The organism is Chryseobacterium metallicongregator, from assembly GCF_031324065.1.
Lineage (GTDB): Bacteria > Bacteroidota > Bacteroidia > Flavobacteriales > Weeksellaceae > Chryseobacterium > Chryseobacterium metallicongregator.
Genome location: NZ_JAVIXS010000001.1, coordinates 252,777 through 274,491, shown reverse-complemented (window position 1 = coordinate 274,491; position 21,715 = coordinate 252,777). Strand labels below are relative to the sequence as shown.

The following is a 21,715-nucleotide window of genomic DNA, read 5'->3' as shown; positions in this document are numbered from 1 at the left end:
AGATATGCAGTTTTCAAGTATCAATCATCATTGATTTCTACATGATTCCTTTGATCCTCAAATGTTGCAGAAGCATAATGGTTTTTGCATCTTTGATTTCTCCGGTATCAATCATTTTCAGGCTTTCTTCGAACGATAATTCCAGAACTTCGATATTTTCACCTTCTTCTTCCAATCCGCCTCCGTCATTGATTTTCATTTCATTTGAATACTCTGCAATGAAGAAATAAAGAATTTCCGTCACAGACCCGGGCGACATATAGGCTTCAAATATTTTTTCAACCTTTGAAATTTTATATCCGGTTTCTTCCTCAGTTTCCCTTTTGATACAGTCTTCCGGATTATCATTATCTAAAAGTCCTGCGCAGGCTTCAATGAGCATGCCTGTAGAATTTCCGTTGATATAAGTCGGTAAACGGAATTGGCGGGTAAGAATAACAGTGTTTGAATCTGTATTGTAAAGAAGGATTACTGCGCCGTTTCCGCGGTCATAGGCTTCTCTGCTCTGAGTTTCTGTAGTTCCGTCTTTTTTCAAAACAGAGTAGGTGACTTTGTTTAAAGTATACCAGTTGTCTGAAAGGATTTCTGTGTTTAATAAGGTGATATTCGGGTTTTTCATGAGAATATTTTCTGTATTATAATAAATAGGTGTTGAAATATTTTTTTAATTAATTTTTCTTGAATTTACTTCTTTAATAAGTCTTTTAAAGCATTCTCCAGATCCGGGAATTTGAAATGGAAACCTGCATCCTGAAGTTTCTTTGAGGAAGCTCTTGAACCTTCCAATATTGCAGTAGCCAGCTCTCCGAATAAGAGTTTTAGCACAAATCCGGGAACATTAGGCATAAATAGAGGTTTTTCAAGCACCTGGGCAATCTTTTTTGTAAGATCTTTATTGGTGGCATGCTGTGGAGATACAGCATTATAAGCGCCATCTATTGCTGGGTTTTTTAAAACAAATTCATATATAGAACAGATATCTTCAATATGAACCCATGGCATATATTGTTGGCCACTTCCCAGTGGAGATCCGATATAATATTGAACAGTGGGAATCATTTTCTTTAATGCTCCGTCTTTTTCAGAAAGCACTACAGCAGTGCGTATTTTCACAACTCTTTCCGCCAGATACTGTTCTTTAAAATCATCAGCGGCTCTTTCCCATAAAACAACCACTTCACTTAGAAAATCGTTGCCTGGTGGATCAGTTTCTGTGTAAATTTTTTCTGAAGTTTCTGTACCGTAGAAATTAATTCCTGAGGCTGAAATAAAGGATTTAAGCTTGATTTTGTTTTTTCTTAAAGTTGTTCGAAGCAATTCTGCGGAATCCACACGGCTGGAAATCAATTCTCTTTTTCTTTCCGGAGTCCAGCGCTTTTCCGAAATATTGGCACCTGCAAGATGAATGATATGAGAAACATTGTCAAAGGCAGTTTCATCTATAGCCTTTTTTTGGATATCCCATTCATATTCATGATCATGCACTTTTTTTCGGGTCAGAAACCGGATTTCGTATTCCTTGCCTATTTTTTTTGCCAGTTCTTTGGCAATCATACCACTGGCACCGGTGATCAGAACAACTTCTTTCATAGTATTATATTTGTGGTGGATAGGTTATGCCTGATTTTTTACAATCAGTACAAAATCATCTTCCAGAAGTTTATAACCGTAATCATAAATGAATTTGTATTCAGAGCCGTTTTTATAAACTTTCAGATTAGTAAAATAATCGAAATCAAAACCTAAGCCATCCAGTCTGGATTTTGGGACTTTTGTTTTGCCATCGGTATTTATTTCCATCAGGATACGGTAATTCTTACGGAGTTTGTTATTAACATTCCGCATTAGATTACTAGAGTCCTTATTCTGCTTATTGTTATAGGCGTTTCGACAGGCATCGTTGCAGAATTTTTTATCTGATCTTCCGATGATTTTCTCGCCACATTCCAGACAATTCATGATTTTTATTTTAAGTGATGGTTGTGTCTTTTTTTCAGCAGTTTTTTGAACATGCTGTGGGTAGGATAACTTCTGTTAGGTGTAATATTATTGAAAAATAATGCAACAATCAAAAGAATAATGCATCCGGAAAGAACAGGAGAGAGAACATACCAATATCCCAATTCCGGAATTTTCCCTGTAGAACTTACTGCAATCAGAGCAGTAGCTCCGCCTGGTGGATGCAAAGTTTTTGTATACTGCATCAATACTATGGAAAATGCTACTGCCAAAGGTGCCGAAAGCCAGATGATATCCGGAACAAACTGATAAACAGTAACTCCTACCAATGCAGACAGAACATGTCCGCCGATAAGATTTCTCGGTTGTGCCAGAGGACTCTGTATTGCTCCATAAATAAGAACACTTGATGCTCCAAAAGAACCAATCAGGAATATATTCTCCGTTTCTGTAAGTGAGTGAGACTGGATAAATGCAATGATCCCGATGCCAAAAAATGCACCTAAAAATGACCAGAAATGCTCTTTATAGTCAACAAGTGTTTCTTTATAGATCACATATTTTGAAACTCTGAATGTTCTTTTGATTGTCTTCTTCATTTACTCTTCTTTATTTTTTATAATTTGAATTAAATTGTCTACAAACGGACGGGTGTACGTTCCGTTTTCATCGTAATCAGGGTCTAAAATGGTAATCTCTATTCCAAAGCATAAAGGGTTTTCGAATAAAGGTTTCAGCATTTCCCCGAGATCATCATAGCTGATTCCGTCTTCCATTCTGCTGTCTACAGCAGGCATAATCTCATCTTTCAGGATATCAACATCAAAATGAATGAAAAATCCATCCAACCCTTTATCGTTTACCATTTTCAGAAAGTCTACAGCCGTTTTTCTGAAACCATTTTGTCTCAGACGGTATAAATCAAAATAATGAATATTGGAATTGATCATCTGATCAACATATTCTTTATCATCAGTTTCTGCATTTCCACAGCAGAAGATATTTTCCTCGGAAAGGTAAGGCTTTAAACCGTCAATATTAGTCAGTTTTTGATGTCCGGTACCTGTAATAATGGCGAGATCCATTCCTGCTGCACCTCCGGTTTCAGAAAGCTCCGGCAGGATAAAGTCTGTGTGCCCGTCAAGATAAAAAAGTCCGAAATTCCCTGTTTTTTTCAGAGCGATGGCATTTCCTATGAGAATGCTGCAGTCGCCTCCAAGAATAATATTGAATGTATTCTTTTCGTAATGATGGAGAATACAGTCTGCCTGTTTTTTAGCATATTCAATAATCTGATTGGCATTTCTGACTTTCGATTCCTCATCAAAGTCCATAGAATACTCAGGAGCTTCCAGTCTGAAAACATTGACAGGATTAATTCTGCTATGAAAACCAAATTTTCTGAGCCATTCCGGAAGCTTTCGAACTCCGGGTTCTGTCTCATGTTCCTTTTTGGTAAGTCCCAAATTGAGAGGAAACTCAAAAATATTGATGCTCCTTTTCATAGATGAATTTTCACAAAGATAAGGAATTATCCGTTTGTAAATGGATAATTAAAAAAGCACTCATCAGTATTTCATTCTATTTTATGAAAATAAAGGATTTTGATTTATAGGATCAGTTTTTAAAACATGTAAACTTTTTTTGTACTTCTCTGTGTTTTGAATAATGTAATATTGATCGGTGTTTATGAAAAAATATTCATTCATAAACCTATATTGTTATGTATAACAGTCTTATTTTCAGTAAATAAATTTAATTTTTATTTCACTGTATTGTGTTTTTTTGTAATTTTGATATCAAACATTCAAAAAAAACAAACCATGAAAAAATCCAATTTATTACTCAGTATTCTGTGTTCTTCATTTATGTTTGGACAGGTAGGGATTAACACCACTTCTCCACAAGGAGTTCTTGATGTCACCTCAGCTAATTCAGCAGTTGTACTCTCAAGAAATGCCAATCCTCCGGCTAACGTAACCACACCCACTGCGGGAATGATCATCTACGATTCCACCAATAAGACTTTAAGGTACTATAATGGGACCCAATGGAGTACAGTGATCTCTTCAGCAACCTTAACAACAGCGAATGAAGGAGTTGTTAAACTGAATAGTGGAGCAGGTGTGAAACCCACATTTGCCTTCAAATCTTCAGGAGGAGTTCCTTTAATGACGTATCAGAATATTGTTTATCAGACACCGATGAATATTGTAACAGACTTTGCGGCACCTCCTACTACCACATGGCCGGAAAATATTGCAAGCCCGGTGCCGGGAGATATATACAACCCTTCTACAGGACAGTTTTTGGAAAATCCTATTGCAGGTCAGGTTCACATGTGGAGGGTTATTGTGAGCTACAGTAATAAGAATAACGGCTCTGTAGCATTTGTGACTGTAAATCTTTCCAATCCACTTCCTCCTTCAACATTTTCTATAGATCAGACTGCTGTGGCTCCCAACGGGGTAACTTCCGGAAATCTTGTCTTTTATCTGGTGAGCGTTGCAGATCCTTTATCTATAGGCAGCGGGTATCTTATTAAAATAAAATCTGATACCACATTAGATGCTACTATTGATAGTGTTACAAGGATTTCTCAAGCCAAAGATTAATCTCATTATTAAAAGCTTATTTTCAAATTTGACAGATGTCAGACAAGAACAAACTTAAAGAGTTTGTTCTTGTTTTCATGGTGACAGATATAATTTGTTAAACATTAAAACCCATAAAAATACTATTCAATTAAAATGCTTACTATGGAAAAACAAGCCGTTAAACCTGAGTTTACTTTTAAAATGTATGAAATATTAGGAGGTTTATGGTTAACCGGATGTGTAAAAACAGCTGCTGAACTCAATATTGCAGATTTGCTGGCCTCTGGTCCGAAAACAATTTCCTTCCTTGCTGAAGAAACTCAATCACATGAAACGCAACTGTACCGGGTTATGAGAGCATTGAGTGGTGCCGGAATATTTGAAGAATCAGAAAACAGAACTTTTATTTTGAATGATTTTGGAGCTGCTTTGCAAACTGATGCGCCAGGAACTGCAAAAAACTTTGTATTAACCATTATGAATGAGCACTTTCCTGGTTATGGGGATCTGACGTATGCAGTTCAGAAAGGGAAAATACCATTTGAACATATTCATGGGAAAGATCTTTGGGGTTTTTATAAAGAATTTCCTGAAATAGGGGAAAACTTTGGAAAAGGAATGACGGGAATGTCCGGAATGGAGCTGAAAGGCATTATAGAAAACTATGATTTTAAACCTTATAAAAAAATTGTTGATATAGGCGGCGGCAATGGGATAATGATCCATACCATTCTGAATAATGCTCCGGAAAGCTCAGGGATTATCTTTGATGAAGCCAATGTGATTGAGAAAACAATTAAGATGATTCCTGAAAATCTGAAAGGAAGATGTTCTGTCGCTACAGGAAGTTTTTTTAATGAAGTTCCGCAGGGAGCAGATTTATATACCATGAAATGGATTATGCATGACTGGAGTGATGATGAATGTGTACAAATTCTGAAAAACTGTTATAATGCCATGTCTAAAGGGGCAAAGCTATTAATCATAGATGCCGTTATCCCTGATGATTCTTTAAATAAACCCCATATGGCCAAACTTCTGGATATTGTTATGCTGGCCTGCCTTACAGGAAAAGAAAGAAGTTTAAGTGAGTTTAAAATAATCATTGAAAAAGCAGGATTAAAGTTTAATCAGCTTATTCATATCGGAACAGAAGCAAAAAGCATTATTGAATGTGAAAAAATATAGATTTCAAATTTTATTTTTAGTTGCATGATTAAGTAGGAGGCGCTCAACAATTTTGTTGAGTGCCTTTTTTGTTGGATTTTTTTAGATGAAAGTCAGAACAGAAAATTTCCCACATAATTTTAAATTTATATTCTTATTTAATTATAATTAGAAATTATATTTTACAGAAATTATATAAAGCTGTAATTTTTAAATACATGTGATTTTTTTTATTTAAAATATTGTTTTTCAAACATTTAACATAATGAAATAATTCACATCAATTTTGATTTATTTTCTATTTTTAAAATGTTTAATTTAAATTTATTATTAATCATTAAAAAAAACAAATTCTGAAAAAAAACAATTTTATTAGGTGCTATTTTGCTAGCTGGTATAGTTAGCGCATTCCCTTTCAGAACCTAGTGTGGGAGTGTTGTAAATGTAACGCAAACAGAAGGATATACAATGGAGCAAATAACCAACTTTTTACAATTTGTTAATTATAATGAATGTGGTACTAAGCCCAAAGGAATAACTCTTTATATTCATTAATTACTAATTCAAAATTTCAAGCAAAGTATTATTTATGCTTTGCTTGTATTATTTAAACTATGAAAATTTACTGCAGTCTATTTTTCTTTTTCTTTATAATCATTATTAAATCTCAAGGAGGTTTTAATGTAGTATATGAAGCTGATTACAAATTAGTTTATAAAAATCAAACCAAAAATGCTATTATCCAGGATGCTGCGTTTGCTCTTTTGATGAACGAAAAAGAATCTTACTATAAAAACATTAATCAATATGTCGGAGACTCATTGCGTTTAGAAAAAAAACTTCATGAAAATAGTCCGATTGACGAGCAAATGAAATATATTTCCGACTTTCCGGAAAATATAGGAACAACAACAGGAAAGATTTATGTAACTTTTAAAACATCTAATGAATACTTTAAATACGAAGAAACAAATAATATCAATTGGCAACTTACAAATGACTTTAAAACAATTGGGAAGTATAAATGCCAAAAAGCTATAACAAAAAAATATGGTAGAACCTGGATTGCATATTTTACAAAAGAAATACCCTTTCCTTTTGGTCCATACAAGTTTAGTAAATTACCAGGGTTGATTTTGGAAGTGTTTGATGACAAAGATGATTATCATTTTACGATGTATAATTTCAAAAAAAGGAAATATTATTGTATTTCTGCTAATTTGCATTCTAATGCTAAACCAGTGAAGAAAGAAAAAATATTTGACTATCAACGAAAAGAATTAACTGATCCCACTCTTTATAACAAATTCATTGAAGATACTGAAGAGCGTCGTTCTCTCCTTAAAAAAGCAGGAAGTAGAGCAAAAAATTACAATCCCATCGAATTAAGCATATACTAAAAAACATCTCTAGGAGATGTTTTTTTTATTAAAAGAATTAATTTTAATCTGTCAATTTTTTTGATGCTTTCTATTTTTTAAGTCTTTCAATTTCTTCTTTAAGCAAACCAATATATTCCTGCATCGTTTTTATGATTTCTATGCTTAGTTCATGACCAATATTTGTAACATTGCTATTATCACCACCATTATTAGCATTTACAGAAGATCCTGGACTGTCATTAAAAACAGGATTTTCAATAACAATTTTAGCTTCCTCTTCCTCGTAGATTTCTTCCACAGGAACCTCTAAATACTGGGCAAGCTTGTTCCATTCTGCCTGTGTTATAGATACAGCACCGCTTTCTTTTCTGCTATAATTGGAGACGTCAGTAGGAATCACTTCAGCCATTTGCTGTTGAGTGAAGCCCTTCATCTTTCTTACTGTACGGAGTTTTTCTTTTTGCATATCAGACATTTTTACAAATTTGCAAAAAAAAATTAAATTAAAGAGAAAAAAAATCCTTGTAACGCATCTATTTTTCAATGTTTTTTAGAAAGAGAAAAATATTTTAAGATGTGGTTTTTCATCATTTAATTTTTACTTTAAAAGTGATGATTAATGCTTTTAAATCTTTATAAATATTGTTTCTACGGAATTCTGTTTTTTTTATTATTCGTTTTCAAACGACTACAAACGGATTTAAATAGTTTATAACCGACTGTGGTATCGGAACATCGCAATCTTTGCAACAGAGATTTGAGAAAAAAAGTGAACGTCTCTTATCTGAATTTATTAATCTTTAAAATATAAAAGTTATGTCACTAAGAAACAAAGTAACATTAATTGGTTACACAGGAAAAGAAGTTGAAATGGTAAACTTCGACAACGGAAATGTAAAAGCAAGTGTATCTTTAGCTACCAGCGATCACTACACGAATGCTAAAGGAGAAAAAGTAGAAGAAACACAATGGCACAACCTGATTGCCTTTGGGAAAACAGCAGAAATCTTTGAAAAGTATGTATCTAAGGGAAAAGAAATTGCCATAGAAGGAAAAATCACCTACAGATCATATGATGATAAAGATGGGGTAAAACGGTATATCACAGAAATTCGTGTAGACGAGATTCTTTTATTAGGAGGTAAATAATAAAAAACACAAATGATGAGAGTGAAAATTTTTAAAATCAGGCTGCCTGAAGAGTTTCTCTATAAAGATCAGAAAATGCTGGATGATTTTCTGGAAGGCAATGAGATCATGAAAGTGGAAACAGCTTTTGTGAGTGAAGAAAAATATTGGTCTGTAATATTGTATTTTGAAGACTTAAAATTGATAAAAAATACAATAAAAGAACCTAAGGTAATTAAATATTCTGCAGAAAATGATCTTTTGAATACAGATGAAGAAAAGATTCTGGATGCTCTGAAACTCTGGAGATCAGAAAAAGCCAGAGAACAGAACCTGCCCACTTATTTCATCGCGAGCAATAAAGAACTGATATCTGTAGCCAAGTATAAACCTGCTAAAAAAGAAGAATTGCTGGAGATCAAGGGATTTGGAAAGCATAAGATTGAAAACTATGGTGAAGAGATCCTTGAGATTCTTGAAAGCGTATGATTTTTTTAATAATTGATAACACAACAAGAAAAGCTGAGGGAAGATTTTCTTCAGCTTTTTATACTGTGTAAAGTCCTTGTAATTCCGTACTTTTGCATTTATCAAAATGACATATAAGAAATGAAGCCAAGTTTAGCAAAAGGGACGAGAGATTTTACGGCACAGGAAGTTTCCAGAAGAAAATATATCATCAATATTTTACAGAATAATTTCGAATTATTCGGGTTTCAGCCACTGGAAACTCCAAGTTTTGAAAATCTGTCTACACTGACAGGAAAGTACGGAGAAGAGGGTGACCGCTTGATTTTTAAAATTTTAAATTCAAGTATCAACGAAGCAAAAGAAGAGAAAAAGAATCAGATGCTTCATGACTTTCAGAAAGCATTAGACAAACCATTCAGTGCGGAAAGTCTTACAGATAAAGCCCTTCGTTATGACCTTACCGTACCTTTTGCAAGATTCGTGGCAATGAATCATGGTAAACTGACATTTCCCTTCAAACGTTCTCAGATCCAGCCGGTTTGGAGAGCAGACAGACCCCAGAAAGGAAGATTCAGAGAGTTTTATCAGTGTGATGCTGATGTTGTAGGAAGTGAGAGTTTATTACAGGAAGTGGAGCTGGTTCAGTTATATCTGAAGTCATTTGCCGATCTGAAAGTTCCAGTAACCATTCATATGAACAACAGAAAGATTCTTTCCGGATTGGCAGAATATGCAGGAATCACAGATAAACTGATTGATTTTACTGTAGCATTGGATAAACTGGATAAAATTGGTAAAGACGGAGTTGTAAAAGAATTATTGGAAAGAGAAATTTCTCAGGAATCTATTGATAAACTGGATTTCTTATTCAGCCAGTCAGACGATGCGTTGGAAAATCTTCTTCAGTTGAAAGAAAAGTTTACAGGAAATGAAATCGGCCTGAAAGGAGTAGAAGAACTTGAATTTGTTCTTACACAATCTCTGAACCTGGGTGTGGATATTCAAAACCTGGTTTTCAATATTACTTTGGCAAGAGGTCTGGACTATTACACCGGAGCTATTTTCGAAGTGAAAGCAGATGAGGTTGCCATGGGGTCCATTGGAGGTGGTGGGAGATATGATAACCTGACTGAAGTTTTTGGAGTGAAAAACATTCCGGGAATAGGAATTTCATTCGGATTAGACAGAATTTACCTGGTAATGGAAGAACTGAATCTTTTCCCTGAAGAAGCATCAGCCAAAATAGAGTATCTGTTTGCTAACTTTGGAGGTGAAGGAATCACTGATGCATTAAAGCTGATCATGAAGCTAAGAGCAAAAGGTATTTCAGCTGAATTATATCCTGAAAATGCAAAGATCAACAAGCAGTTTACCTATGCTGAAAAGAAAGGCATAAAAAATCTTGTTTTCCTGGGTGAAGAAGAAATTAAAAATAATACAGTTACTTTCAAAGATCTTGAGGCTGGAGAACAGAAAACTGTTTCTTTAGAAGAGTTTTTAGGAGAATAATAGTAAACACCTATAAAAAATAAAACAACCACAAAAGTAATTTTGTGGTTGTTTTATTTGATGGATGCTAAGATTTAAATATTTTTAACCTGTACAATCGGTTTAGAATTTGTAATTTGGAGTCGATATTATAAAACAGGGTGAAATGACGCTCTGTATTCATAAAAACTTTTAAACATAAAAACCAGATGAATATTATTTGTGCATTGTGCGGAACACCGCTGACGGCTACTGATATGTCCGTTGGTAAAAATAAACTTGCTGATGGTGGTTATTTGTGTGCAGGATGTTTTACTAAAGCTATTACGATCAATAGAGACCTTATCAATAATCTTGACCAATTCTATTTTGCAGAAATTACAGGAATGATTCTGAAAAGTAAAATTGATGCCGGCCAGAACTCGGGAGGATCTCATTCCACGACCAATCATCACGACCAATATGATGCGCCCACCAGACTGGATGAAATAAAAGATCAGATTGTTGCACTTAATGCAAGACTGAGCGTTTTGGCGAATGAGGAAGTGAATGAATTGGCGAATGTGTTGGATAGAGATGAAAGATTATTGGCCATTGCAGAAGGTATAGACCTTCAGAGTAACAGAGAAGGGATTATATTTTCAACCCAGAAAAGAATTGCTTTTATTGATAAAAAATTTCTGGGTGGTGTTGCAAAAAATGAATTCTTCATTCAGGATATCTCTTCTATCGATCATACTGAAAACCTTTTGTATTCAATACTGAAAATCAATACTTATAGAGGTTCTGCACAGTTTAAACTGCATAATAAAAATGATGGAAGAGCATTTTCCAATGTTCAAAACAGAAGTACAACTTATACTGAAAATGAATTCAGACAAGAGTCTAGTCCATTACAGGCATTTACTCAAACAATTCCGGATCTGGTACAAGAAGATGTATATTCTGCAGCTCAAGAAGATTCAAATACAATTTTTGAACAGCTGGAAAAATTGGGAAAACTAAGAGAAAACGGAATTTTAACAGATGAAGAGTTTGCAGAACAAAAGAAAAAACTGCTTGATAAATTATAAAAGAAGAAGAAATGAACAATAATTGTGCATTGTGTACTACAGAATTAACATCCATGGATACGCTTTTGGGTGCAAATAAGCTTTCAGACGGTAATATTTTATGTAATAAATGTTTAAATAAAGTAACCGATATCAATGATGAGTTGCTTTATAATCTTAATAAATTCAGCATTAAAGATATCAATACCATGCTGAGTGCAGAAAAAACTGAAACAGTTCAGGCAGTCATGATAGCAGAACAGAATCTTCCTGCAGCGATAAATTATGGCTCTCATCAAATCTCAAAAGAGATTTACAAACGAAGACACCAGAAAATAAAGAATGAACTGGAAATGCTGAATGCGAATCTTTCCATCTTTACCAAAGGAGAAATCAAGGAACTTCCTTATCTTATCTCTGAAGAAGAACAGATCATTGCAATTACAGATGCACAGTTTGTCAATACCTTAGCTGCCGGAATATTAGTGGCAACCCCTACGAGATTAATTTCTGTATCAAAAGCTATGTTTGGCGACGCAAAAATCAATGATTACCCTAATGAAACTATTAAAGCTATAAGCTTTGTAACAGATCCGAGATCCCCCATTATTAAGCTGCATCTTGATGAAAGAGTGGTAGAGTTTGAATGTTTCATGGATAAAGAAGATGCAGAAAAATTCTACGATAAGATAAAAAGTACTTATAATAGTCCTCAGGAACAACCTTCAAAACAAATCGGCTCTGCAAACAAAGGTGTTTCAGTTTCATCAGAAGAAGTTTTTAATCAACTTGAGAAATTAGGAAAGCTGAGAGAGAACGGAATTTTAACCGATGCGGAATTTGCAGAGCAAAAAAAGAAATTATTGGAGCAATTAAAATAAAACTTTTAACACCCAATCATGAAGGATAAAGTATCTTCAAAAATAGTTGAAAACTGGCTGAAAGGATGGTGCCTGTCAAGAGAAACACCTTTTCCTGTGTCCTATAAATCAGGATTCCATGTGACTGTAGGAGATGAAAAACAGAAAGAACGTTTCGTATTTCCTGAGCTTAATGAGGATTTTTTCCAGCTTGCCGATTCAATTGATGAGCCCTGGATTTATCTGAAGGTATCCACTTCTCCTGATGAGTTTATAGAGAAAATCCCTGAAAGATGGCAACTGCAGTCACAGGGATATCTGATGACCTGTTTTCACCCGATGGAATTTCCGGAAACCAGTCTTGCAGAAGGATATCACTTTATGTTTTCTGAATATAACACTACCTTCGTGATCAGAATTGTAGCCGAAAATGGCGAACTGGCTTCCATAGGGCGTGTCTCTCTTATAGATGGTTGTGCTATCTATGACAGGATCATTACCGAAAAAAATCATCAAAGGAAAGGGCTTGCCCGTTTTTTATTGAAAGAATTGGAGAAGATCGCTTTGTCCAAAGGATGTCCCAATAATCTTTTAGTGGCTACGGAAGAAGGTAAACTATTGTATGAAACCTTAGGCTGGAAGCTGTACAGTCTGCATACTTCCATTGTGATACCATCAGAAGACTAATATTTTTATTGAATTAAATTTTATTACTAATAAACAGTAATTTAGACCCATAAACTAATGCTATGAGTGAAAAATCAAGACTTGACGAAATAAGAGATGAACTTAAAAATCTCGATATAAGCCCTACCATATTTGCCCGAAAAGAAATTCATGAATTGCCGGATATCCTATCATCAGATGAAAGAATTGTCTATCTCGTAGAAGGTAGAAACAAACTGAACAATCATCATATCATCTTAGTAGCTACAGAGAGAAGGCTGATTTTTGTAGATAAGGAGTTCATGTACGGACTGAAAGTAGAAGATTTTTCTTACAGCAAAATAAGCTCCATACAATATGAAACGGAATTCTTACTGGCTTCTATAGATATTCAGGTTACTGATGATATTGTAGAGATTGATGGAGTAGGAAAGTATCATGCTGAGCTGTTTTGCGAAAAAGTAAGGGATTTCATGTCCCAACCTGAAAAATCCTTTCAAGGCAAATCCGAACCTAGCGTTTTAGATCAGTTGGAACAATTGGGCAGACTAAGGGAAGCCGGAGTATTAAGCGAAGAAGAATTTCTGGAGCAAAAGAAAAAATTGATGGAGAAACTGCCATAAACATACAATATGTGGAAAGTTTTTAATAATAATTGGTATAACTCTGTATTAGTTTCGGTCCTTGTAGCTTTCTTCTGCTTTTTTTTGGACTTTCTCTATTTAATAGGTATACATTGTATATCTGCTGTTTTCTTCCTTTTATTTTTCTTCTGATTACTTTTGTTCTGGGTATCATCAGGATTGTAAAGAAAGATTATTTGAAAGGAATTTTGCAGATTCTTTCTACAGTAGCATTGGCGGCGGTTACCTTTGGTTACTTCACTTTTGCATTGATGTTTTATCCTTATGATTATTTCGCGGAAGGATTAAAAATTCCCGGAAATATTAAATTTGAAAAACCTTTGAAGCTTAATGATGAAAATGACAGAATAAATATTCATCAGCGGGACTTTATTCTTTACGATTATTTCCAGCCGGGGATGTATAAATATGATCTGTTTTTACATAAGATTGAAAAAGGGAAAGTATATCTGAAAATATTTGAAATTACTAAAAACCAGATTCTTTCTGAGGAAAGTATAAAAAAGAAAAGCCAGATTGAAGTTGAAAATAAGCCAGATGAATTAAAAAGATTTGAATTAAAAGATGACTTTACAATCTATGAAGGCGATTGGGGACAGTTTTATGGGGGTAGAATTGAGGTTTGGTTTAAACCAGATGATGTCAATAAACCTGAAAGAAAATTAATCACAAAAAACTATATTGTTCAAGGCTGGATGAGATAGATGATTTAAAGAATTAAACTATGGAAAATTACTTAGAAATCAATAAAAAATCATGGAACGCTAAAGTAGAACCTCATCTGAAATCGGATTTCTACTTTGTGGATGAATTTTTAAAAGGAAGAACCTCTCTGAACTCAATAGAATTAGATATTCTTGGGGATATAAAAGGGAAAACTATTCTGCATTTGCAGTGCCATTTCGGTCAGGATTCTATCTCCTTGTCAAGAATGGGAGCTAAAGTTACCGGGATAGACCTTTCTGATAAAGCTATTGATACTGCCAGAGAGCTTGCCCGGAAATGTGGTGCTGATACAGAATTTATCTGTTCAGATGTGTATAATCTGCCCAATGTTCTGGATCAGAAATTTGATATTGTGTATACAAGCTACGGTACAATAGGATGGCTTCCTGATCTTGAAAAATGGGCTGGAATTATCAATCATTTCTTAAAATCGGAAGGAAAGTTCATTATGGCAGAATTCCATCCTGTTGTCTGGATGTTTGACGATGACTTTACAAAAGTGGCTTACAATTATTTCAATGAGAAACCGATTGTAGAAACCTATGAAGGTACTTATGCGGATCAGTCTGCACCTATTGAGCAGGAATACGTCATGTGGAATCACTCTTTATCAGAAGTTCTCGATAATTTGATAAAGAAAGATTTGCAACTGAATACTTTCCTGGAGTTTAACTGGTCACCATATCCTTGTTTCAGGCATGTAGAAGAATTTGAAACAGGAAAATGGAGAATTCCACAGTTCGGAAATAAAATACCTCTTGTCTATGCGCTTATAGCACAGAAAAAATAAAACCTTAAGGGTTGTATTACAATAAAAAGTCACCGTAGTACTACTACGATGACTTTTTTCCTATATATGAATGTTAAAAAAACTGCTCTGTGTTGATTAGCTTAGGGAATCCTCTGCTTTTGTCTTTACTTCGTCTACTTTATTCTGAACCTGGGAAGCAACGTCATTTGCTTTGCTTTTAAGGTCATTTCCCCACTTATTAAGATTATCTTTTGCAGTATTGATTTTATCTTTTACAGCTTGTTGATCTTCAGGGCTTGAATTCTTATATTTCCAATAAGCTAATGCACCTAGTCCTAGTAAAGCTAATAATCCTTTTGTCTTGTTTCCCATGATTTCTATTTTTTTAAGTATTAATATTAAAATTTGTTGTTATGAATAATGTAAAATACGTGCCAAAAAAATAACTGGACTTATAAAAAAATGTTAAATTTAAGAGAAGACTTCAAAATTTTCACCATCAAAACTGGCGAAAACCATAGTGGGATATGAATCCTGATGATAAATATTTCCCTCTTTATCAATAGCGATAGCACCTGCAAACCCATCAATGACTGCAAGTTCTTCAAATGTCTTGCTAAAAGCCTGTTCAAGGTTCATACCATCTGTAACTCTCGTTACAATTTTGGCAGCAGTAGCATTACTCACAATATCTTCACCTACGCCGGTACAGCTTACGGCACAAAAAGCATTGGCATAATTTCCGGCCACTGTGGCAGAATCCGAAATTCTCCCTGGAATCTCAAAACCTTTCCCTCCCGTAGAGGTGGCAACAGCTAGTTTTCCTTCCTGATCAATGGCTACACAGCCCACAGTTCCTTTACCTCCATTAGCAAGTTTGGCTTCATATTCTTTTCTTCTCTGAGGTGTTTCTGTAGAAAAATTCTCAAATCCATTCTCTGTAGCATAGATCTTGGCACCATTTCCTCCTAAAACTCTGTCATCTTCATTGATAAGATCTTTAGCCACAAAAATAGGATTCTGTACATTTTGAATATTAATTACACCACTTAGTCTCTGAGTATTTCCATTCATAATGGCAGCACTCATACGGATAACACCATCACTCTGGATCTGAGAACCGATTCCTGCATTATATAAAGGATCATCCTCCAGTAATGAAACGGCATAGGCAACCGTATCAAATGCAGAATGAGTTTTAAGATACTCAAACGATTTTTGAGCAATTTCTTTTAAAGAGTTCTGTTTTGCTATTTTTACTTCATGACTTTGGTCGCTTTCAGAGAAAAAACCGCCGTGGATAATTACTTTCATAAAATTATAGATGATGATTGATAAATGATATTCTTTTACGAAGTTAATTTATATATTCTAATTAAACATTCAACTTTAAACAAAAAAATGAAACCGAAGTTCCATTTTATATTCATCAATAATGAAGTTGTTTAAATTTTATAAAACCACAACGTCACAAAAGTTTTCATGTTAAAACACATTAGCTCACCTCAGTAGGTTTAAAATGGTTCTGGATAAAAGTTTACATAAGATGAAAATCAAAGATTTTCAGAATACTTAAGTGTACTTATTATACATGAAGCTTAACTATAAAAAACTTAAGTATTTAAAATATTATAAATTTATGGTTAAAAAATAATCATTGCAAAAAGTTTAGACGCTTTTAATATTTTTTTGATTATATCAGCTATTTATCCTGTGGTATCGGATTAAACTGAGAGTTTTCAATTGTTAATGTCTTCGTTGTAAGATCATAATGATCATTCATAGACATCACATGTACCGTTAAATTATCAATAGAAATAGGTTCTCCAAGGTTGATATTAGTAAGGTTGGTATCTTTGATAAATCTTCCGTCAACTAAGATCACAAGGCCTGAGCCCACAGCAGTCATGACATCGTTATGAATGAAAAGTCCCGTATCTTCACCCAGGCCGATTCCCAGAGTTCTCGGATTGTTGACTACTGCCTGGAAAAGACGGCCGATTCTTCCTCGTTGTACAAAATGCGTATCAATAATAACATTATCAATCAGACCTAATCCCTGAGTGGTTTTAATTTCTCCTTTTAATAGAGCTTCAGAGCTGCTTCCCTGATAAATCATATTTTCAGAAGCTGCAGCAGCTCCCGCAGAAGTTCCGGAATAAATAAAATCCTGCTCCTGATATTTTAATAAAACCGTATCGTGGAATCTTGTGCCTCCAAGAATAGAAGTCAGTCTCAACTGATCTCCTCCTGTGAACATCATAACATCGGCAGCATTGGCTCTGGCTACCATCGCATCAGAATTGGCTTCCTCACGATTATGGATGTCAAGAACATTTACATTTTTAGCCCCAAGAAATTCAAATGCTTTTTTATATTCAGAACCTACGATCTGGGGAATTTGAGATGCAGTGGTAACGATTTCAATCACAGAATTTTCTTTCAGTTTTGATTCGTTGATGATCTTTCTTAAGATCCCACGTTCAAAAAAATTAAGATTCTTTTCGATATTCTGATCATAATCGGTTTCAGCAAAACTTCCTTTGTTTACAGCGCCTCCGATAACTATTAATTTTCCAACAGGTTTCGTCATGGTACAAAATTAAAAAATAATTAACATTCTTTGGCGAAATTCGTGCCATCTTTAGTTGATTTTTAATGTTTTAGGAATGTTAATTAAAATTAATTTTTTTTTAACGAATCTTTAAATGTGGTATAGTTTCGTTTAGGGTTTTACATTATCTTTGGTTTTGAAAGGAGTTATTGTTAACTGTTAAAATGCCAATAGACTATGAAAATCGAAAAGATTCAGGCACTAAGAGGTCCTAACATCTGGAGCATCAGAAGAAAGAAGCTGATACAGATGAGGTTGGACTTAGAAGAAATGGAGAATTATCCTACCAATAAAATTGAAGGATTCCGGGAAAGGATTGAAAAATTAATCCCATCATTGATGACGCACCGATGCTCGGAAGGAGTGGAAGGAGGCTTTTTCCACAGAGTGGAAACGGGAACATGGATGGGACATGTCATTGAGCATATTGCTTTGGAAATACAAACCCTGGCAGGAATGGATGTAGGGTTTGGAAGAACCCGTGAAACAAAAACTCCGGGAGTATATAATGTGGTATTTAATTATATCGAAGAAAATGCCGGAATTTATGCTGCAGAAGAATCTGTGAAGATTGCAGAAGCTCTGGTTGAAAGCAAAGACTATGATTTGAATGCATGTATCCATAGATTAAAAGAAATCAGAGAGCGTGTCCGTTTGGGGCCTTCTACCGGAAGTATTGTGGAAGAAGCTGCTTCCAGAAGAATCCCATGGATCAGATTGGGAACAAATTCATTGGTACAGCTGGGTTATGGAGTAAATCAGCAAAGATTTCAAGCCACTATTACAGGGAAAACAAGTTCTATTGCGGTTGACATCGCCTGTAATAAAGAATTAACCAAAAGAATGCTTCACGATGCTGCGATTCCCGTACCGATTGGGGATTTGGTAGTTGATGAAGAAGATTTAAACGCAGTTATCAGAAAAATTGGATATCCTATTGTTTTAAAACCTTTGGATGGAAACCACGGGAAAGGCTCTTCCATTAATGTCAACGACTGGGATGCTGCTAAGATAGGTCTTGAACATGCTCAGAAATATTCAAGAAAAGTAATTGTTGAGAAATATATCACAGGCTACGACTTCCGTATACTGGTCATCAATAATAAAATGGTGGCTGCTGCCAGAAGAGTTCCTGCCCATGTTGTAGGAGATGGAGAACTGAACCTTCAGCAGCTTATTGAAAAAGAAAATAAAGATCCAAGAAGAGGCTATGGTCATGAAAATGTCCTTACTGAAATTGAAGTTGATAAAGACACTTTAGAACTGCTTGATAAGCTTCAGTATACGCTGGAAACTATTCCTCAAAGGGGAGAAGTGGTTTATCTGAAATCAACGGCTAATCTTTCAACCGGAGGAACTTCCATTGATGTAACAGATATGGTGCATCCGGAAAATATCACAATGGCTGAAAGAATTTCTAAAATTATCGGGTTGGACGTCTGCGGTATTGACGTGATGGCAGAAAACCTTACCCAGCCTTTAAAAGAAAGTGGTGGAGCTATTATTGAAGTGAATGCAGCACCAGGGTTCAGAATGCACCTTGCTCCAAGTGAAGGATTACCAAGAAATGTAGCTGCTCCGGTGGTTGATATGCTGTATCCTCCAGGAAAACCTTTTACCATCCCAATCATTGCGGTAACAGGTACCAATGGAAAAACAACCACAACGAGACTGATCTCTCATATTGTAAAAAGTAATGGTTACAGAGTAGGATTTACGACTTCAGACGGAATTTATATTCAAAATACCATGCTGTCAAAAGGAGATACTACAGGGCCGCTTTCTGCAGAATTTATCTTAAAAGATCCTACGGTGGAATTTGCAGTTCTGGAGACAGCCAGAGGCGGAATTTTACGATCCGGTCTTGGTTTTTCACAATGCGATATCGGAGTTCTGACCAATATTGAAGAAGATCACCTGGGAATGAATGATATTCACAGTTTGAAAGATCTTACCAAAGTAAAACGTGTTGTACTGGATAGCGTGAAAAAGAGTGGTTGGAGTGTTTTGAATGCCGACAACGAATATTCCATGAAGATTGTTAGTGATCTCGATTCTAATGTGGCTATTTTCAGTATGGATGAAAACAACCCTCATATTGTAAAATTTGCCAAAGAAGGAAAGATCACCTGTGTGTTTGAAGAAGGTTTTGTAACCATCAAAAAAGGAGACTGGAAAATCAGAATAGGAAAAGCCAAAGATTTCCCGATTACGATGGAAGGAAAGGCCAGATTTATGATTGAAAACGTACTGGCAGCCAGTTTGGCAAGTTATCTTTATGGATTTGGAATTGAGGATATTTCGAACTCTTTGAGAACGTTTATTCCAAGTGCTCAGCTTACTCCTGGAAGACTGAATGTTTTTAAATTCAAAAACTTTAAAGTTCTGATTGACTTTGCCCATAATCCTTCAGGATACGAAGCCATTGAAGATTATCTGAAAAACGTAGAGTCTACAAAGAAAATCGGTATTATTTCCGGTGTCGGAGACCGAAGAGATAATGATATCAGAGAATGCGGAAAAATTGCCGGAAGAATGTTCGATTATATTATTATCCGAAATGAGAAACATCTACGTGGAAGAACGGAAGAAGAAATCAACGGATTGATTATTGACGGGATTAATTCTGCAGGCAGAGACGTTAGTTATGAGATTATTCCTAAAGAGATTGAAGCTTTAAAGCATGCGATTGGAATGGCAGAAGAAGGAACGTTTATTACTGCCTTAAGTGATGTTATTTCCAATGCCATTGATCTGGTTCAGGAATATCAGGCCAAAGAACTTTTGGAAGATGATAAAAACGTGTAATACATCTATATAAAACTTACTAAAATTGCAATACGGAACAAAAAAACGTATTGCAATTTTTTTATCTATTGTGTTGTAGTAGAGTTTGTTTGATTAAAAACAGATGATATATCTGTGATGACTATTGTACAAACAATTAAAAGTTAATCATTACGGTTTCCCGTAGAGTATACCTACAGTCTCTCCGTATATTTACATCGTTTGTATAAACTAAAAGTACAAGTCAAGTTTTTTTAATGTCCTCCTGTTTGGGAGGATTTTTTATTATGAGTTGAGAGTGGGGATTCTATAGTTATTTTTAAACCTTCTTTTTTTACGGAAACCCGTAACCATTATTTCTTTATATTAAATCTCTAAATGGAGAATAGTTTTTATATTTGACTTCTAAACTAAAATCAAAACCATGAAAAATTTAAAGAAAATCTCTAAGGAGAAATTAAGGAGTATCAACGGAAAAGGAGGATGTCCTCCAGGTTGGCATGATTGCCCGGTGCCATGGAATGTTAAGGTATGCATTCCGCATGACAATGAAATGGCATGTCCCGATTTATAAAAAACGATCCCTCGCTGAGAGGGATTTTTTGTTCTTATATTTCAAAGTTTAAACATCTTCACTCAGACTTTATAGACTTCTTCCCGAGATCTACTGTTTTCTAAATAGTTTTTAATCAGCTTTTCCTGGTTTTCAGGCGTCCGGGCCTGTCAATTTAAAATAGGGTGTTTTTCCTTCACTATTTTGGGAGTTACAGGTTTAATTTTGCTCAAAATAAATAAAATGAATCCATGAGAACAATCAATTACATCGTTATACATTGTACCGCAACACAGCCAGATGTTAAAATAGAGAGCATTAAAAGGTATTGGAAGGAAAACCTGAAATGGAAAAATCCAGGGTATCACTATATGATAAAAGCGGATGGAGAAGTAGTCAACACTTTGCCCATCGATCAGGTATCCAATGGAGTTGCAGGGTGGAATTCTCAAATTATCAATATATCATACATCGGAGGCATTGATAAAAGCAACCATCCAAAAGACACAAGAACGGAAGAGCAAAAAAAATCTATTATAAAGCTGTTAAGAGAATTAAAATCAAAATTTCCCAGAGCTAAAATTCAAGGACATAGAGATTTTCCCAATGTTCATAAAGCTTGCCCTAGTTTTGATGCTAAGAAAGAATATGCTGGGTTATTAATAACATGAACTCGTGCAAAAGCGTTTTTAAAATAACATTATGGGAAACTTAATATACAAACAATTAAAAATCAGTCATTACGGTTTCCCGTAGAATATCCCAACAGCCTATCCGTATATTTACAATGTTTGTGAAAACACAGCGTACATGTCAATTTTTTTATCCTCCTTTGTTGGGGGATTTTTTTTTAATCCCGGAGAGATCTTC

Annotated in this window: 24 protein-coding genes; 15 read left to right on the top strand and 9 right to left on the bottom strand. The window is 34.8% G+C overall.

Translation table 11 applies throughout. The annotated features are described in order from the left end of the window. Nucleotides 1–37 precede the first annotated feature (37 nt). From nudK to REB14_RS01245, 5 genes are all read right to left on the bottom strand, one after another. Complete coding sequence (gene nudK / locus REB14_RS01265; RefSeq protein WP_079241911.1) at nucleotides 38–619, bottom strand: GDP-mannose pyrophosphatase NudK; 582 nt, start codon at nucleotides 617–619, stop codon at nucleotides 38–40. A gap of 65 nt (nucleotides 620–684) precedes the next feature. After that, nucleotides 685–1,590, bottom strand: coding sequence for a TIGR01777 family oxidoreductase (locus REB14_RS01260; RefSeq protein WP_309521271.1), 906 nt, complete (start codon nucleotides 1,588–1,590; stop codon nucleotides 685–687). A gap of 24 nt (nucleotides 1,591–1,614) precedes the next feature. Further along, the gene (locus REB14_RS01255) at nucleotides 1,615–1,959 is read right to left on the bottom strand and encodes a hypothetical protein (protein WP_034695532.1); all 345 of its coding nucleotides are present in this window, start codon (nucleotides 1,957–1,959) and stop codon (nucleotides 1,615–1,617) included. A gap of 5 nt (nucleotides 1,960–1,964) precedes the next feature. Next, on the bottom strand, nucleotides 1,965–2,558 hold the full coding sequence (locus REB14_RS01250) for an HPP family protein (protein WP_034695530.1): 594 nt from the start codon (nucleotides 2,556–2,558) through the stop codon (nucleotides 1,965–1,967). Beyond that, nucleotides 2,559–3,464: an arginase family protein gene (locus REB14_RS01245; RefSeq protein WP_079241909.1), complete on the bottom strand. Its 906-nt coding sequence runs from the start codon at nucleotides 3,462–3,464 to the stop codon at nucleotides 2,559–2,561. Nucleotides 3,465–3,782: 318 nt separating this feature from the next. Here REB14_RS01245 and REB14_RS01240 point away from each other — a divergent pair, with 318 nt between their 5' ends. From REB14_RS01240 to REB14_RS01230, 3 genes are all read left to right on the top strand, one after another. Then, a complete protein-coding gene (locus tag REB14_RS01240; protein WP_309521270.1) occupies nucleotides 3,783–4,574 on the top strand; it encodes a hypothetical protein in 792 nt (263 codons plus the stop codon). 144 nt (nucleotides 4,575–4,718) lie between these two features. Further along, a complete protein-coding gene (locus REB14_RS01235) occupies nucleotides 4,719–5,744 on the top strand; it encodes a methyltransferase (RefSeq protein WP_309521269.1) in 1,026 nt (341 codons plus the stop codon). Between the two features lie 593 nt (nucleotides 5,745–6,337). Then, entirely contained in the window at nucleotides 6,338–7,123 is a 786-nt protein-coding gene (locus REB14_RS01230) for a GLPGLI family protein (protein ID WP_309521268.1), read from the top strand. Between the two features lie 70 nt (nucleotides 7,124–7,193). On the opposite strand, the gene REB14_RS01225 is transcribed toward REB14_RS01230, so the two are convergent. Beyond that, on the bottom strand, nucleotides 7,194–7,571 hold the full coding sequence (locus REB14_RS01225) for a helix-turn-helix domain-containing protein (protein ID WP_309521267.1): 378 nt from the start codon (nucleotides 7,569–7,571) through the stop codon (nucleotides 7,194–7,196). A 350-nt stretch (nucleotides 7,572–7,921) separates the two neighbouring features. On the opposite strand from REB14_RS01225, the gene REB14_RS01220 reads away from it, so the two are divergent. The 9 genes from REB14_RS01220 (at nucleotide 7,922) to REB14_RS01180 (ending at nucleotide 14,930) form a co-directional block, all read left to right on the top strand. Beyond that, nucleotides 7,922–8,254, top strand: coding sequence for a single-stranded DNA-binding protein (locus REB14_RS01220; protein WP_047429680.1), 333 nt, complete (start codon nucleotides 7,922–7,924; stop codon nucleotides 8,252–8,254). A 12-nt stretch (nucleotides 8,255–8,266) separates the two neighbouring features. Further along, nucleotides 8,267–8,722 carry an HRDC domain-containing protein gene (locus REB14_RS01215; protein ID WP_238594254.1) on the top strand — a complete coding sequence of 152 codons (456 nt, stop codon included), beginning with the start codon at nucleotides 8,267–8,269 and terminating at the stop codon, nucleotides 8,720–8,722. A gap of 120 nt (nucleotides 8,723–8,842) precedes the next feature. Continuing rightward, on the top strand, nucleotides 8,843–10,213 hold the full coding sequence (hisS, locus tag REB14_RS01210) for a histidine--tRNA ligase (protein ID WP_079241903.1): 1,371 nt from the start codon (nucleotides 8,843–8,845) through the stop codon (nucleotides 10,211–10,213). Between the two features lie 188 nt (nucleotides 10,214–10,401). Then, on the top strand, nucleotides 10,402–11,265 hold the full coding sequence (locus REB14_RS01205) for an SHOCT domain-containing protein (protein WP_309521266.1): 864 nt from the start codon (nucleotides 10,402–10,404) through the stop codon (nucleotides 11,263–11,265). 11 nt (nucleotides 11,266–11,276) lie between these two features. Next, nucleotides 11,277–12,125: a PH domain-containing protein gene (locus REB14_RS01200; protein ID WP_309521265.1), complete on the top strand. Its 849-nt coding sequence runs from the start codon at nucleotides 11,277–11,279 to the stop codon at nucleotides 12,123–12,125. A gap of 18 nt (nucleotides 12,126–12,143) precedes the next feature. After that, the gene (locus REB14_RS01195; RefSeq protein ID WP_079241902.1) at nucleotides 12,144–12,791 is read left to right on the top strand and encodes a GNAT family N-acetyltransferase; all 648 of its coding nucleotides are present in this window, start codon (nucleotides 12,144–12,146) and stop codon (nucleotides 12,789–12,791) included. 62 nt (nucleotides 12,792–12,853) lie between these two features. Then, a complete protein-coding gene (locus REB14_RS01190) occupies nucleotides 12,854–13,393 on the top strand; it encodes a PH domain-containing protein (RefSeq protein WP_079243933.1) in 540 nt (179 codons plus the stop codon). Between the two features lie 197 nt (nucleotides 13,394–13,590). Next, complete coding sequence (locus tag REB14_RS01185; RefSeq protein ID WP_145953241.1) at nucleotides 13,591–14,118, top strand: hypothetical protein; 528 nt, start codon at nucleotides 13,591–13,593, stop codon at nucleotides 14,116–14,118. A 20-nt stretch (nucleotides 14,119–14,138) separates the two neighbouring features. Next, the gene (locus tag REB14_RS01180; RefSeq protein WP_309521264.1) at nucleotides 14,139–14,930 is read left to right on the top strand and encodes a class I SAM-dependent methyltransferase; all 792 of its coding nucleotides are present in this window, start codon (nucleotides 14,139–14,141) and stop codon (nucleotides 14,928–14,930) included. Between the two features lie 96 nt (nucleotides 14,931–15,026). On the opposite strand, the gene REB14_RS01175 is transcribed toward REB14_RS01180, so the two are convergent. The 3 genes from REB14_RS01175 to REB14_RS01165 all read right to left on the bottom strand — a co-directional run bounded on the left by REB14_RS01175 (nucleotide 15,027) and on the right by REB14_RS01165 (nucleotide 17,484). Further along, on the bottom strand, nucleotides 15,027–15,263 hold the full coding sequence (locus REB14_RS01175) for a YtxH domain-containing protein (RefSeq protein WP_034695510.1): 237 nt from the start codon (nucleotides 15,261–15,263) through the stop codon (nucleotides 15,027–15,029). A 99-nt stretch (nucleotides 15,264–15,362) separates the two neighbouring features. Further along, entirely contained in the window at nucleotides 15,363–16,205 is an 843-nt protein-coding gene (locus REB14_RS01170) for an isoaspartyl peptidase/L-asparaginase (RefSeq protein ID WP_309521263.1), read from the bottom strand. Nucleotides 16,206–16,593: 388 nt separating this feature from the next. After that, complete coding sequence (locus tag REB14_RS01165; protein ID WP_034695508.1) at nucleotides 16,594–17,484, bottom strand: cyanophycinase; 891 nt, start codon at nucleotides 17,482–17,484, stop codon at nucleotides 16,594–16,596. Between the two features lie 198 nt (nucleotides 17,485–17,682). On the opposite strand from REB14_RS01165, the gene cphA reads away from it, so the two are divergent. The 3 genes from cphA to REB14_RS01155 all read left to right on the top strand — a co-directional run bounded on the left by cphA (nucleotide 17,683) and on the right by REB14_RS01155 (nucleotide 21,516). Then, nucleotides 17,683–20,313, top strand: a complete 2,631-nt coding sequence (gene cphA, locus REB14_RS01160; protein WP_309521262.1) for a cyanophycin synthetase — start codon at nucleotides 17,683–17,685, stop codon at nucleotides 20,311–20,313. 403 nt (nucleotides 20,314–20,716) lie between these two features. After that, nucleotides 20,717–20,866: a bacteriocin-like protein gene (locus REB14_RS24185; RefSeq protein WP_425248757.1), complete on the top strand. Its 150-nt coding sequence runs from the start codon at nucleotides 20,717–20,719 to the stop codon at nucleotides 20,864–20,866. Nucleotides 20,867–21,096: 230 nt separating this feature from the next. Then, nucleotides 21,097–21,516: an N-acetylmuramoyl-L-alanine amidase gene (locus REB14_RS01155; protein WP_079241897.1), complete on the top strand. Its 420-nt coding sequence runs from the start codon at nucleotides 21,097–21,099 to the stop codon at nucleotides 21,514–21,516. Nucleotides 21,517–21,715 lie beyond the last annotated feature (199 nt).

Bases quoted from the DNA above. Each gene is read 5' to 3' on its own strand.
- REB14_RS01250 (WP_034695530.1), bottom strand. From the start codon at position 2,558: ATGAAGAAGACAATCAAAAGAACATTCAGAGTTTCAAAATATGTGATC.
- REB14_RS01200 (WP_309521265.1), top strand. From the start codon at position 11,277: ATGAACAATAATTGTGCATTGTGTACTACAGAATTAACATCCATGGAT.
- REB14_RS01230 (WP_309521268.1), top strand. From the start codon at position 6,338: ATGAAAATTTACTGCAGTCTATTTTTCTTTTTCTTTATAATCATTATT.
- REB14_RS01240 (WP_309521270.1), top strand. From the start codon at position 3,783: ATGAAAAAATCCAATTTATTACTCAGTATTCTGTGTTCTTCATTTATG.
- REB14_RS01190 (WP_079243933.1), top strand. From the start codon at position 12,854: ATGAGTGAAAAATCAAGACTTGACGAAATAAGAGATGAACTTAAAAAT.
- REB14_RS01195 (WP_079241902.1), top strand. From the start codon at position 12,144: ATGAAGGATAAAGTATCTTCAAAAATAGTTGAAAACTGGCTGAAAGGA.
- REB14_RS01205 (WP_309521266.1), top strand. From the start codon at position 10,402: ATGAATATTATTTGTGCATTGTGCGGAACACCGCTGACGGCTACTGAT.
- REB14_RS01175 (WP_034695510.1), bottom strand. From the start codon at position 15,263: ATGGGAAACAAGACAAAAGGATTATTAGCTTTACTAGGACTAGGTGCA.
- REB14_RS24185 (WP_425248757.1), top strand. From the start codon at position 20,717: ATGAAAAATTTAAAGAAAATCTCTAAGGAGAAATTAAGGAGTATCAAC.
- cphA (WP_309521262.1), top strand. From the start codon at position 17,683: ATGAAAATCGAAAAGATTCAGGCACTAAGAGGTCCTAACATCTGGAGC.
- REB14_RS01255 (WP_034695532.1), bottom strand. From the start codon at position 1,959: ATGAATTGTCTGGAATGTGGCGAGAAAATCATCGGAAGATCAGATAAA.
- REB14_RS01215 (WP_238594254.1), top strand. From the start codon at position 8,267: ATGATGAGAGTGAAAATTTTTAAAATCAGGCTGCCTGAAGAGTTTCTC.
- REB14_RS01225 (WP_309521267.1), bottom strand. From the start codon at position 7,571: ATGCAAAAAGAAAAACTCCGTACAGTAAGAAAGATGAAGGGCTTCACT.
- REB14_RS01180 (WP_309521264.1), top strand. From the start codon at position 14,139: ATGGAAAATTACTTAGAAATCAATAAAAAATCATGGAACGCTAAAGTA.
- REB14_RS01260 (WP_309521271.1), bottom strand. From the start codon at position 1,590: ATGAAAGAAGTTGTTCTGATCACCGGTGCCAGTGGTATGATTGCCAAA.
- hisS (WP_079241903.1), top strand. From the start codon at position 8,843: ATGAAGCCAAGTTTAGCAAAAGGGACGAGAGATTTTACGGCACAGGAA.
- REB14_RS01220 (WP_047429680.1), top strand. From the start codon at position 7,922: ATGTCACTAAGAAACAAAGTAACATTAATTGGTTACACAGGAAAAGAA.
- REB14_RS01245 (WP_079241909.1), bottom strand. From the start codon at position 3,464: ATGAAAAGGAGCATCAATATTTTTGAGTTTCCTCTCAATTTGGGACTT.
- nudK (WP_079241911.1), bottom strand. From the start codon at position 619: ATGAAAAACCCGAATATCACCTTATTAAACACAGAAATCCTTTCAGAC.
- REB14_RS01155 (WP_079241897.1), top strand. From the start codon at position 21,097: ATGAGAACAATCAATTACATCGTTATACATTGTACCGCAACACAGCCA.
- REB14_RS01165 (WP_034695508.1), bottom strand. From the start codon at position 17,484: ATGACGAAACCTGTTGGAAAATTAATAGTTATCGGAGGCGCTGTAAAC.
- REB14_RS01170 (WP_309521263.1), bottom strand. From the start codon at position 16,205: ATGAAAGTAATTATCCACGGCGGTTTTTTCTCTGAAAGCGACCAAAGT.
- REB14_RS01235 (WP_309521269.1), top strand. From the start codon at position 4,719: ATGGAAAAACAAGCCGTTAAACCTGAGTTTACTTTTAAAATGTATGAA.